The sequence below is a fragment of the Staphylococcus sp. GDY8P67P genome, assembly GCF_017892545.1.
GTDB classification, from domain to species: Bacteria; Bacillota; Bacilli; order Staphylococcales; family Staphylococcaceae; genus Staphylococcus; species Staphylococcus ureilyticus.
Genome location: NZ_JAESLH010000004.1, coordinates 169,281 through 182,478 on the forward strand (window position 1 = coordinate 169,281; position 13,198 = coordinate 182,478).

General features: G+C 32.6%; 13 protein-coding genes and 1 pseudogene. 3 read left to right on the plus strand and 11 right to left on the minus strand.

Annotated elements, in window-relative coordinates; genetic code table 11:
- Window position 1: 1 nt before the first annotated feature.
- The gene (pgsB, locus tag KA833_RS00875; RefSeq protein WP_210139436.1) at window positions 2-1,159 is read right to left on the minus strand and encodes a poly-gamma-glutamate synthase PgsB; all 1,158 of its coding nucleotides are present in this window, start codon (window positions 1,157-1,159) and stop codon (window positions 2-4) included.
- A 425-nt stretch (window positions 1,160-1,584) separates the two neighbouring features.
- Between pgsB and KA833_RS00880 the strand changes: the two genes are divergently transcribed.
- The 3 genes and pseudogenes from KA833_RS00880 to KA833_RS14050 all read left to right on the plus strand — a co-directional run.
- On the plus strand, window positions 1,585-1,917 hold the full coding sequence (locus KA833_RS00880) for a hypothetical protein (protein ID WP_046206759.1): 333 nt from the start codon (window positions 1,585-1,587) through the stop codon (window positions 1,915-1,917).
- Window positions 1,918-2,059: 142 nt separating this feature from the next.
- Entirely contained in the window at window positions 2,060-3,217 is a 1,158-nt protein-coding gene (locus KA833_RS00885) for an ArgE/DapE family deacylase (RefSeq protein ID WP_064209257.1), read from the plus strand.
- A 329-nt stretch (window positions 3,218-3,546) separates the two neighbouring features.
- Window positions 3,547-3,732, plus strand: a pseudogene (locus KA833_RS14050) (IS5/IS1182 family transposase); the annotation flags it as partial.
- Window positions 3,733-3,742: 10 nt separating this feature from the next.
- On the opposite strand, the gene KA833_RS00890 reads toward KA833_RS14050, so the two are convergent.
- The 10 genes from KA833_RS00890 to KA833_RS00935 all read right to left on the minus strand — a co-directional run bounded on the left by KA833_RS00890 (window position 3,743) and on the right by KA833_RS00935 (window position 13,180).
- Complete coding sequence (locus tag KA833_RS00890; RefSeq protein ID WP_210128199.1) at window positions 3,743-4,711, minus strand: alpha/beta hydrolase fold domain-containing protein; 969 nt, start codon at window positions 4,709-4,711, stop codon at window positions 3,743-3,745.
- A 104-nt stretch (window positions 4,712-4,815) separates the two neighbouring features.
- A complete protein-coding gene (locus tag KA833_RS00895) occupies window positions 4,816-5,337 on the minus strand; it encodes a GNAT family N-acetyltransferase (RefSeq protein WP_046206756.1) in 522 nt (173 codons plus the stop codon).
- A 225-nt stretch (window positions 5,338-5,562) separates the two neighbouring features.
- Entirely contained in the window at window positions 5,563-5,892 is a 330-nt protein-coding gene (locus tag KA833_RS00900; protein ID WP_073344240.1) for a thioredoxin family protein, read from the minus strand.
- Between the two features lie 115 nt (window positions 5,893-6,007).
- Window positions 6,008-6,991, minus strand: a complete 984-nt coding sequence (locus tag KA833_RS00905; RefSeq protein WP_210139438.1) for a D-cysteine desulfhydrase family protein — start codon at window positions 6,989-6,991, stop codon at window positions 6,008-6,010.
- A gap of 28 nt (window positions 6,992-7,019) precedes the next feature.
- Entirely contained in the window at window positions 7,020-7,535 is a 516-nt protein-coding gene (locus tag KA833_RS00910) for a VOC family protein (protein WP_210128197.1), read from the minus strand.
- A 145-nt stretch (window positions 7,536-7,680) separates the two neighbouring features.
- Window positions 7,681-8,244 carry a GNAT family N-acetyltransferase gene (locus KA833_RS00915; protein WP_210128193.1) on the minus strand — a complete coding sequence of 188 codons (564 nt, stop codon included), beginning with the start codon at window positions 8,242-8,244 and terminating at the stop codon, window positions 7,681-7,683.
- 184 nt (window positions 8,245-8,428) lie between these two features.
- Window positions 8,429-9,823, minus strand: coding sequence for a YfcC family protein (locus tag KA833_RS00920; RefSeq protein ID WP_210128191.1), 1,395 nt, complete (start codon window positions 9,821-9,823; stop codon window positions 8,429-8,431).
- A gap of 459 nt (window positions 9,824-10,282) precedes the next feature.
- On the minus strand, window positions 10,283-12,025 hold the full coding sequence (locus tag KA833_RS00925) for a pyruvate oxidase (protein WP_046206750.1): 1,743 nt from the start codon (window positions 12,023-12,025) through the stop codon (window positions 10,283-10,285).
- Window positions 12,026-12,106: 81 nt separating this feature from the next.
- The gene (locus tag KA833_RS00930; protein ID WP_046206749.1) at window positions 12,107-12,793 is read right to left on the minus strand and encodes an LrgB family protein; all 687 of its coding nucleotides are present in this window, start codon (window positions 12,791-12,793) and stop codon (window positions 12,107-12,109) included.
- Entirely contained in the window at window positions 12,794-13,180 is a 387-nt protein-coding gene (locus KA833_RS00935) for a CidA/LrgA family protein (RefSeq protein WP_046206748.1), read from the minus strand.
- Between the last annotated feature and the right edge of the window lie 18 nt (window positions 13,181-13,198).

Sequence of the window (13,198 nt, forward strand, 5' to 3'; positions counted from 1 at the left end):
ATTAATGTATCCCTTCTATATATTGTGCGATTTCTTTTCCTGGTCTATGAATATTACCAACACAGAATATCAAAGCATTATGTGATTCTGCATAAAGCGCACGTTCAACTTCACTTATATTTTTACCTTCAAAATTCAAATATTTTTTATCGGGTAATTCTCTCATCACTTCCGATACCATTTGGGTACTTTTTCCAGTACAAATTAATGTATCGAACGGTACATCTTTTATGAAATTTTCTACAAATTGTCGGGTTCTATCTACCCTATCTGAGCGACAATTTAAAATTATAACAATTCTTTGATATGGGTAATTATATGATTCTACTTTATTTAAAATTGCTTTAGTAGATTGTGGCTCATTTGCTGCAAAGGCATTCACATAGACATTCCTTGTATTGTTTGCATTAAAGTATTTAACTTCAACAGCACCTACATCTGGTGGTGCGTTTAACATACCTCTTAAGGCAGTGTCTCTGTCGATGCCTAATGCTTCAGCAACTCCCATTGCAATTGCTACATTATCCGGAAAGACAATATATCCAAATTCTCGTAAATATGATTCTGGTACTTCTTCTTTATCGACTACAATTAATTTTGTTTTACGCCGTTTAGCTACTTTAGCAAAAAATTTAGTATAGTCGTCCTTCATTACCACGAGATGTCCTTTATATGGAATCGTTGCTGTAAATGCTTGAGCAACTTCGTCTAAAGTTGGTCCTAACACATCCATATGGTCTTCCATCACATTAACAATGACACCAATGTTCGCTTTCACTAAATCTTTTTGGAATGTAATTTGATAGTCTGGATTAACTGCCATACACTCATTGACTAATGCGTTAGCTCTTTGTTTCACAACTTTTCTGACGATATCTCGTTGTTCGCCGATATTTGCACCCTGAGGTTTCCTATATACTGGATATTCTCTTGGTGTAAACCAGTACATCATACGTGCATCTGTACCAGTTGTTTTACCAATCACGCGGTATTTATCTTCCCGCAAAATACTGTAAATCAAGCGTGTAATCGTTGATTTACCTCTAATACCATTTATATTAATACGTATAGGAATCTTTTCTAATCTGTCAGAATGTCTTCGTTTCTCGACAATTCCTAACCATAGAATAACGCCTACACAAATTATGATTAGTAGCAAACTCTGTCCCTCTTTTCATCAGCGTATTTATTAATTACATGCTAAAATCATTAATTTAGCAAAAAAACATTACAAAAATGATCTTAAATTTATAATCTAATCATTATACCTTTCAATAATGACATGCTACCACGTAGTTGTTGATTTTATATAAAGTCTATAAATTAACTGTTAATTGAATGTAAATACACATTTACATTTAATGTAAAATTATATTAAAGATTATATTAAATACTTTCATATCAACGATAATGCTTTTTCTTCAGTTAAAAATTTTAAGCAAAAAATAATATAAAAATTTTTCATCAATTACTAATTAAAGTTAAAAATACGAAATATAATATTTACTTGAAATTTACACATTATTAAAATTCGAATGTTATCTTAAGGGTGAAAGGAATTAAAGATATTCTAGGAGGATGGACATGAGCAAACCTGTAAAGTTAACTGTTTCACTCTATCTCATTATTGTTGCGCTTATAACTTGTGGTTATTTAATCATGATTTTAGTAGGCAGTTTCCAAGGCAATGATATGCGTGGTGCAGTACTTGATACAGATAATACGAGACATATTGAAAATGTAGATGAGACTAACAACACCACAAAATCTTCCGAACCATCTACTTCATCTACACAAGAAAATCGTTCTACCCCTAAACATTTGCAATCTAAACACATAGGTCAACCAACAATCAACCAATATAAAACGATAAAAACATGGTCTTTAGATAATGACGCATCTAAAAACCATGTTTAATTTTTGTAACTTATTTTTGACAATTTGTTCAAATTCTCATTATTATGCCTTTTTACGGAGGGGTTTAATTTCAAACAGTCTGAATTTTCAGATATAATTATGGTGTTAGTTTTCTTATTATATCTGAAATGGGGTTTTTATTATGAGTAAGTTTACTGATCAAGAGAAAATTCAAATCTTAGAAGACTTGATTAGCATTAAATCCGTTAATAACAATGAAATCGAAGTTTGTGAATATCTGCAAAAGTTATTAGCAGAACATGACATAAATTCCGACATCATTAAAATTAACGACAGTCGTGCAAACTTAGTGGCTGAAATCGGTAAAGATGGCCCAATATTGGGCATTTCTGGTCATATGGATGTTGTTTCTGCTGGTGATGAAAGTAAATGGACATATGATCCATTCAAACTTACTGAAGTTGATGGCAAACTGTATGGTCGTGGTTCAGCTGATATGAAATCAGGTTTAGCAGCATTAGTCATCAGTATGATAGATATTCATGATCAAAACTTATTACAACATGGGAAAATTCGTTTATTGGCAACTGCTGGTGAAGAAATTGTAGGTGAAGGTGCAAAAACTTTTCAAGATAAAGGATACATGAATGATGTCGATGCACTTGTGATTGCTGAGCCTTCTCAAGATAGAATTATCTATGCACACAAAGGCTCTATGGACATTCGTGTCACTTCCCGTGGTAAAGCTTCACATAGTTCTATGCCACAGCTAGGTTTCAATGCAATTTCACCATTAGTAAAATTTGTTTATAAAGCTGATGAAGGCTTTGAAAAATTCACTAAAAGCAATGATTTGTTAGGCAATGCAATTATGAATGCCACAATTTTCAACGGGGGTAACCAGGTAAATTCAATTCCAGAACATGCTGAATCTGAATTTAATATTCGTACAATTCCTGAGCATGATAACGAACAATTCATCTCATATTTCAATGAAATCTTAAAGCAAGTCGAAACTGAACAAACGGATATTGATATTGACACATACATGTCTAGACCACCTGTTTATACTACAGGAGAAAATAAATTGACTGAACTTGCTGTTGAAATGGGAGAAAAATATTTAAATACTACATTACCAACTGAAGCTTCACCTGGTGTTACCGACGCGTCTGATTTACTGGTAGACAAAGATGAAAACTTTTCATTTATTATGTATGGTCCCGGTGCTGTTAACCAAGCACACCAAGTAGATGAGCATGTGGAAAAAGATGTATATCTAACATTTGTTGATTTATTTACAGATTTCTTCTCTACTTATTTAAATAACTCAAAATAAGCATGATTATAAATCGGCCATCATTACGCTTTTGATATAATCTTATAAAAACATAATGGAATTTGGTACATAAATCCTAGAAAAAAGCACGCAGATGAATTGATTTAAATCAATTCATCTGCGTGCTTTTTTGTTACTCAATACTTCGTATTGTTGGCTCGCTCTTTTATGGGGACAGCTTCAGCCTGTCGTCTTCAACTTATCCTGTTCCCTCAAGCATCTCGCCAAAATACAACGCATCCATATCTAATTTTACATTAAAACACTTAAAAACAAGTCACTTTGATAATTTAATAAACACTAACTATACTAAATTATCAAGGTAACTTATGTATAATGGTTATAACATGGCTCAACATACACTACCAATGGAAACTTCAGTACTTATTCCTACAAATAATATATCAAAGACATGTGAATGAAATTGTTGAAAAACCTCTAAATATATATTCAATGAATTCAAACCTCATCGTGGTGTTTTATCATATCAACCCAAAATGTTTACCGTGTTAATATGTGATTATGTTAGTCTATAATCTTTTTTAACTTTTTGATAAATTGTGCTCTTTCAGGAATTGGGAAAATAGGATGAATATGAAATAGTTGGTATCCTGGGATAAAGTTATGGTGAATACCTTGAGCATTTAACATTCGCGATAGCTTAACAGCATCTGGATAAAGTGTTTCTTTGGTACCTATTGAAATAGTCATTCTTCCTAATCCATTGAATGTTCCATATATTGGCGATACTCTCCAATCCGTTAATGACAGTTTGTCAGCCCATAAGCTAATTAAATATTTGCTTCCTGCAACACCTAACATAGGATCAATTTTTTCATAGCTATGAATTTCTGGATGACTAAATGTACCATCCAGCACAGGTGAAATCATCACAATATCACTTGGCTGTGGTAAGTCCAACGTTCTCAAATATTGTGCGAAAGATAATGCTATTTGACCTCCAGCCGAATCGCCCATAATAACAATACACTCAGAACTCATCTTTTGATCTAATTCATATCTATAAATTTCTTCTAGTAATTCGAAAGTTTCCTTATAAGTTGCGTGTGGAATTTTTGGATATATTGGCATGATTACTTTTGCGTCAAATGCTGTTGCCAACATATCTATATATTCGAAATGATATGGCAGCGGATCTTGGAACCATGCACCACCATGAATGTATATCACTACTTTTTGTTGATGATCTTCTCTATCATTCACAACATAATTGGTTATATCGTGCAATTTTTTAGTATAAACGGCATTGTCAAAGTTATAATCCGTGCCTGCATACTCGCCTTGCGTTTGTGCTTTTACAGACGCAAGCGCCTTTTGTGCGTTTATTTTCTTTTCAAATGGCTGTTTCATCTTTGTCGCTCTAATCATTATTTCATACAAAAAGCTTTGATAACTACGTTTTTCTATAAGCTTGGCAAATAAGTATGAAGCTATCACGCTAACACTTGCAAAGGTTAATATTTTTTTTAGCATCTTATACTACCTCCAATAAACGATTGATTTATGACTAGAAGGTTAAGCTCAATTATTAGATAGGTCACTCAAAATATTAATATGTATTGATAACTTATATTAAGTTAACGTTCGAGTATAGCTGAATCTATTGAAAATGATTGATTTATCATCATTGACATATATAGTTCATCATAAAAATGATGATCCATATAAATAGATTCATGTTTAATACCTTCAATTTTAAAGCCTAATTTTTCATAAAATTTAACTGCCGGAGTATTGGTTGTAATGACTGTTAATTCAAGTCTTCTTAACCCTTTCCGCTCTGCCCACTTTATTGTTTCTTGAAACATCTTTGTAGCTAATCCTTGATGATGTTGTTCATTTAACACGCCTGTCACGATGTAACCGATATGTTTAATTTTAGCTAACCTACTAATATGGACAGATAAATATCCTAAGATATCATTTTCATCTGTTTTAACACCAATATAAAAATTATGTTTAATATCATCAACCAGGCTATCTTTATTAAAACTTCTTTCATCAGGTAAATAAAGCATGTATTGTGTCTCTTGATCAATCTTTTTCATGCAAGTATACAGCGCTTCAGCTTCATTCGGACATATTCTTTCTATGCGCATAAATACTCCTCCTCAATTCAATAGATTAATCTTATCATACATTATTTTTATTATATATGATACTTGTGTTTTAATTTACCTCTTTTTTATTTTAGGCAATTTATTTTTAAATATAATCCTTTTAAATTGAAACATCCTATTATTAGTATTACTTTTATGTTAATACACTAACAACAGGATGTCTAAGCACTTATAATATACAATTTTTATCTATTTCACTTTCACTTATGATTTTAAACTTTCATGCATCATGGATAATTGGTGTTCTAATTGTTGCATATCAATAAATCTGCCTTGGCGATGCATTTCTTTACCGTTGAGAAAGATTAAATCAACTGGTACAGTAAATATTGATAATTCACCAGCAATTGCTTCTACATTACTTTGATTAATCACGCCTAACGGTATGTCTGGAAATTCGCGCATCAAGTCTTCAATTTGTGGCAATACCGCGTGACAAACACTACAATTTTCTCTCATTACGTGAACGACTACGAGCGGATATTTGTTAATAAATGAATGATATTCATCCATAGAAGTTAATGTTTGCGTCATTTAGAACACCCTCCTTAATTATAAAGTGTTTAATATTATGCACTATATACAGTCTTTTTAGCAATTTATTTGCTTTAGACTACAAAAAGTTATCATAATCCTCAATCTCAATTTATTATAAATTATTATCGAAATGTGGCAGCAATTGTTGAATACGTGTTCTTGTTTCTTCTGTATAACCTTGTAAACCACCCGTATGAATAAACAAAATTGCTTGTTGATCATCATATTTTCCTGCTTGAATTTCTTTAACCATACCTCTAAAAGCTTTCCCTGTATAAGTTGGGTCTAATACAATACCTTCTAGTTGTGCAATGTCAATATAAAATGCTAATTCTTCATCTGTTGCTTGCGCATAACCTAATCCAATATAACAGTCGTTAATGGTGATTGTATCGAATGTGTCTATGCTTTCATCTAAATGATTAATGATTGTTTGCACTTTATTTTTAAAGGTCGCCGCACTTTCATTGACTGCATAGCCAATTATCTTAGTATCAATTTTATTACTGTGCTTACCAAACCATAAACCTGCATATGTGCCACCTGAACCTACGGCGACATTAATAGAGTCAAAATGACAACCTAATTCGGCTTCTTGTCTTAAAATTTCTTCAAAGGCATTGATATAACCATGCGTGCCTATCCAATCTGATGCACCCGTTGGTATCATAAAAGGTGTTTTATTTTTGCCTTCTATTGTATGTCTCAATTGAGTCATCGCTATTTCTCTAGACTGATTGTCGTCAATCACATGTATATGTGCGCCAAACATAGCGTCTAAAAATAAATTACCTTCAAAAGCTTTCATGGTGCCTTTTAGTACGAGATGACATTCAATTTGATACTTTGCACATAGTGCTGCTGTTGCTCTAGCATGATTAGATGTGATTGCACCGGTTGTAATAATCGTATCGTATCCATGATCAATTACATATTGTATCGTATACTCTAACTTTCTTACTTTATTCCCTGATATTTCTGTGCCAGTATAATCATCTCTTTTAATATAAATTTCTTTGCCTAAACGTTGACTTAAGTGCTCTAACTTATGAATAGGTGTGGATAAGTTGGCGACATCTAATTTTTTGCTTAACATTACTTTTGACCTCCTGTGTCAATATTTCTTACACGTCTGGAATAAATACGCTTGCCTCGCTATCTTTAGGATAGTAATAACCATTTGGTATTGTTTGTAATTCAATCAAACTTCCCCATGGTGTTTTCACATATACAGTACGATTACCATCTGTATCTTCATATTTTGTATTACTATGAGGTTCAGAGATAGGTCGTCCCCCAGCTTGTTTAATTTTATTAAGCGATGTTTCAAAGTCATCCACGTAAAACGAAATATGTGTATAACCAATATCTTGTAAATTTACGGCGCTTTTTTGGTTGGCTTGTACAAATTCAAACATCTCTATATTAGGACCATCATTAAACACCATCATTCTTTTTTTTACAATTTCAGCGCCATTCTCCAATCCTAATACATGTTCAACAAATTGACCTCCTCTAGGTTCATCCATTTTAGTTTGGCTATCATAAGAAATACGACCACCTAAACCTTCCTTGAAGAAAGCTGTTGCTATTTCAATATCAGGTACAGTTAAACCAATATGATTAATGCCTCTAGCCATCAAGTCCGTAACCCCCTTTTTATCATCTTTTTGTCAGCGTATTGCCAAAGTAAATATGGGTCATTTCAATAATTTAACAATTGCTTGAGTATTGGATACACCAGATACAATTAAGCATGCTTGATATAGACAATCAATCTTACGTTTAATTATTTTCTGCCAAATCATAATGATCTCTTAATAAAATATAGCGATTCATATCTTGAAAATTTTCACCATCATTCATGTCTTGAACGTCAGTAGCGACAAAATGAAAACCTGCATTTTCAGCAACTTTATTGCTAGCAATATTTCGCACATCAGCAATAATCGTGAGTTTATTCAGTCCTAAAATTTTAAATGCATAGCCACATATAAATGCAACACTTTCTGTCGTAATTCGTTTACCTGTATAGCCTTTCGCCAGCCAGTAACCTATTTCTGCTTTGCTGTTTTTTAAATCTATTTTATGTAAATCTATTGTGCCAATCAATTTATCTTCGTAATAGATTAGAAATAATTGACCTTTACTTTCAGCTTGATGTTGTATCATCATTTTTAAATATGATTTTTCTGCATCTACAGTGAGATCCTCTGTAATAAAATCTAAAAATCGAGATAAATGCGCGAAATTTTCTTGAATGGTTTCAAATAATGCCTCGGCCATTTTAAGATCTGGCGGTCTCAATGTAACTTTTGGCAGTATTTCTATAAATGGTCTATATTGCATTGCCTCACCTTCTTTACTAGTGTCTTATCTCATATCTTATTTGTAATTTCTGAATATTTCAACATTTTAATAATTAATAATATAAAAATAGGCGTATATCCAATATTCAATTCATACTTTAATATCAGATACTACGCCTAACAACATAAATTTCAACTTAATTGTATAACTTAATCCATATTGATTAATAACCTATCATCAGGGCTATTGACATACCAATGCAACATATAATGACCCACACTAAAATTAATTTCCAAGCAAATTTAAGCCACTGTGTATAGGATATCTTTCCGACAGCTAAAGCACCCATTAAAATTGCAGAAGTTGGAAATAAGACGTTACTGATTGAATCACCATATTGGAATGCAAGTACAGTAATTTGTCTATTGATATGTAACAAGTCGGAAATTGGCACCATGAGTGGCATAGTAGTTAATGCTTGTCCAGAACCTGATGGTATAAAGAAATTTAAAAAGAATTGTAAGATAAACATCGCGATAATTACTGCCGACGAAGGGACATCTGTAAGCAAGGTAGTCATACCATGGACGATAGTATCTATTACCTGCCCATCTTCTAAAATAACAATAATACCTTTAGCAAAACCAACAATCATTGCGCCAAATAAAATATCTTTCATACCTTCTATCATAGCTTCAAAAGTCCCATTGATGCCCAATCCACCAATGACACCTGCAAGTAAACCTGCTAATAAGAAATTAGCACTCATTTCGTTAAAGGACCAACCATAATTAAAAATACCAAACACATTTAATATAATCGCTGCAACAATGAGTAATAAACCTACTTTTTGTCGCTTTGTAAAGCGTGGTGTATCCATCGTTGCCGTTGACTGTCCTTCAGCTTGTTCCAGTTCGTAAACAATACTTTTCGACATATCTTGTTTCACTTTATGTGCATATATCATTACTGTTGTTATAGCTGCCAATAAAATAAAAATATAAATAATCGAACGCAGTCCCCATCCTGAAAATAGTGGCAACTCCGCTACAGATTGCGCGACACCAACAGTAAATGGATTTAACATACCACCAATAAAACCACTTGCTGCTCCAAGTATAACCATTGCAGCTCCTGTCAACGCATCATATCCTAATGTTCTCGCTATAATAATCCCAATAGGAACAAAGATAATTGTTTCTTCTGCTAATCCAATTGAAAATCCTAATATAGAAAATATCGTCATAGTCAAAGGAATCATCAATACTTTATAAGAACCTAGTGTGCTCATAGCTTTATTCACACCATTTTCAAAGGCTCCTGTTTTATGAACAATACCGAATGCGCCACCTACTAAGAAAATGTAAAATACAATTTCTCCTCCACTCAATAACCCTTCCGGAATCGCCCGAAATATATCAAAAAACGAAACGCCATGTTGTGATACTTCTTGATATGAACCTGATATAACCAATGTTTGTCCGTCTTTTTTTTCACGTGCATATTCCCCTGCTGGTATTAAATATGTGAGAAGACTTGCTACAACAATGATAAATAACAACAATGCATATGTATGCGGCGTTTTAAATGTTATCCTTTTGAAAATTGATTTGAACATTTTAAATATCCCCCATTAAATTGTTTTTAATTGAAAAATACTGTGACTTAAAACTGACCTGATAAATCAATTTAATAAATAACTATTATAATAATACACTTTATAGATATTATGCTGAACTTTCAATCTATTTTTAAATATCTTAAATTAAATCATCAAATCATCTTTTTGAAAAAGTTTTAAAAAGTGTATGATTAATCTCTTGATAATTAAAATATTGTGATTTTGTCCGTGCATGCTTGCCTGGGAATATGATTCGAGCCTGTAGTCTCTCACTCATATCTTTTCCCTAGGCGTCAGCACGCTACAAAATCACTTTGTATTTATTAGAATCCGGCCGCAACTTGATACAAAACTTTACAAAGCAAAAAACACCAATTCCTATCATATTTCAATAGGAATTGGCGTTTAATCTTAGTCTGAGAAATTAAAGTCTCTGAATCTTTTATTTATAATGATTTAGAAGAAACGTTTGACAGCTGTTGACATTGGTGGAATTTCATCTAAATCTAATTTTTTATCTTCTGTAATAGATCTGTATGCCCATTTACCATAGTTAATAGCTTCATCTTTTACAATTTTACCAGGTAATGGTGCAGCATTTGGATCAACATAAACATTGACAATAGTTGGTCTATCTTGAGCCATTGCTTCTTCTACGACTTCATCAATTCTATTTGGATCTTTAAGTGTATAACCAACACCACCACAACTTTCAGCAAATTGCGCTAAGTCTATGTCAGTGAAGTTAATTGCATATTCTAACTCTCCAGCAGCTTGTTGTTCATATTTAATAAATGATAATTCTTGGTTGTTTAAAACAAATATAGTCATTGGTAAATCATATTGAACTGCTGTTGCAAAGTCTTGCATTACCATTTCAAATGCACCATCGCCTGCTATACCAACTACTTGACGATTAGGATAAGCACGTTTTGCTGCCAATGCACCTGGTAGCGCACAGCCCATCGTACCTAACCAACTAGAAACGATAAATTTATTATTTACTGTTAAATCTAAATAACGTGTTGACCATACAGTAGATGTACCGACATCGATTGAGAAAATCGCGTCATCTGTTTTTACTTGGTTGATTGCATCCATTAGACGTTCTGGACGAATTGGTGAACTTTCATCTGCTTTATCTTTATCCATCCAAGAATCCCAAGTCGCTTTTCTTTCTAATGTTTTATTTAAGAAGTCGCGATTTTTCACATGTTTAGCACTATCTGTTAATTGTTGCAATGCTAATTTACTATCACCAATAATACCAGCATTTACGTCAAAACGATGTCCAATATTTTCTGGATTTGTATCGATTTGAATTGCTTTGATATTTTTCTTAGGTAAATAGTCAACATAAGGATAGTTTGTACCTACCATTATTAGTAAATCAGCATCTTGAATCGTTTGATAAGATACTTTAGTACCAATTTTACCTAAGTTACCTAAATTATATGGGTGTGCATCAGCTAAGATACCTTTTGCTGGTAAAGTAATGATTGAAGGAATTTTAACCGCTTCAATAAATTCTTTCACTTCATCTTTAGCATGTTTAGCACCAGTACCAATAATCATAACTGGACGTTTACTTTTGTTGATCAACTTAGTAGCTTTTTTAATGCTACGTGGTTTTGGTGCAATACGTGCTGGTGGCGCAGTGTCCACTGGTGTATTTGTTGTATCTTTCACTTTGTTTGTCAATAGGTTATTTGGCAGAATTAAAACTGCAACACCTTTTTTCTCATAAGCTGTACGAATAGCTTCATTAACAATACCAAATATATCTTTATCATTTTCAGAGATTTGACGATTATAGACTGCCACATCGTCTACCATTTTACTGATATCTGTTTCTTGGAATGCTTTTGTTCCTAGTGCTGTACTATCTGTTTGTCCTGCTAAAATAAGTTGAGGCACATTGTCCATTTTGGCATCATACATACCATTAAGTAAGTGAACGACACCTGGTCCACCGATACTTAATGCAACACCAATTTTACCAGTTAATTTTGTATGACTGGCAGCTGCTAAACTTGCTACTTCTTCATGACGCACATGAACAAATTCAATATTATCTCTTTCAGTTCTTAAACTATCTACTACTGCATCTATAGAATCTCCTGGAATACCATATAAATGATCTATTTCCCATGCTTGTAATGCTTTTACTAATGCTTCATTTGCTTTAATTTTTGCCATTGTAAAAATTGCTCCTTCCAAATTTTAACGATTTATTTATTATCCCTTAAAATAGTTAATACTGTGCTTTAACACTATTGCTTAATATAAAAAGATTATGAGTATCGGGAGGACGATTGAACTTAATAATGCAGTCAAAATCATTCCAATTGAACTAAACGCGCCTGCTTCTAAATCAATATCAAGTGCTTGAGCTGTACCAAAAGCATGTGATGCATTACCAAAAGTTAGGCCTTTTGCAATAGAAGTTTTAAATCTTCCGAACTTAATCAAATATGCTCCTAAAATGCTCCCGATTAAACCAGTTGCAACGATAAATAACACTGCTATTGCATCAACACCACCCATTTGGTGAGATACCTGAATACCTACTGCAGCTGTAATTGATCTTGGCAACATCGTAACAATAACTTCTTTTGAATAACCAAACATTTTTAATATGACATAAACAAATGCAAAGTTCAAAATTACTGCTGTAATTACACTGCTAAATATAATTTTACCATTAGCTAATATTTTATGACGATTTTGATATAGTGGATATGCTAATGTTACAACTGTACAATTTAATAGTTGGTGTATCCACTTACCACCGACCATGTACTGTTGATAATCTAAGTTAAATAATAATAATACAACGATAATTCCAATCGATGATATAAGGGCAGGGTTTAAAAATGGGCTCCGGTATTGAAATTGTAATTTTTTTGCTCCAACGTACATACAAACTGTCAATAGTATCATTAACAATGCTTTTAGAAGTACCATCTAATCTTGACCATTCCCGTATTGTTCAGCTTTAACCATTTTTTCAGCAATAAAACCTGAAATTAAAGCAACACAACATGTGCCTAGAACAATCATGATAAAGAATAAAACAAAATTAATATTAATCATACTAGCGACATCCATAATACCTACGACAGATGGAACAAAGAAAAATACCATGGTAGCTAAGAAAAATTTAGAGCCTTCTTCTACCCATTTTGTCGGAATAATTTTAAATTGCAGTAATAAGAAAAATAAAATTAATCCAACAATACTGCCTGCAATCGGAATATCAAAAATCATTTGAATTTTATTACCAATAAAAGTAATACCCATAATAATTAATGCTTGAAACATAATTTTGACAATCTTTAGCGCTACCTGCAATACTCATCACCCTTTTTA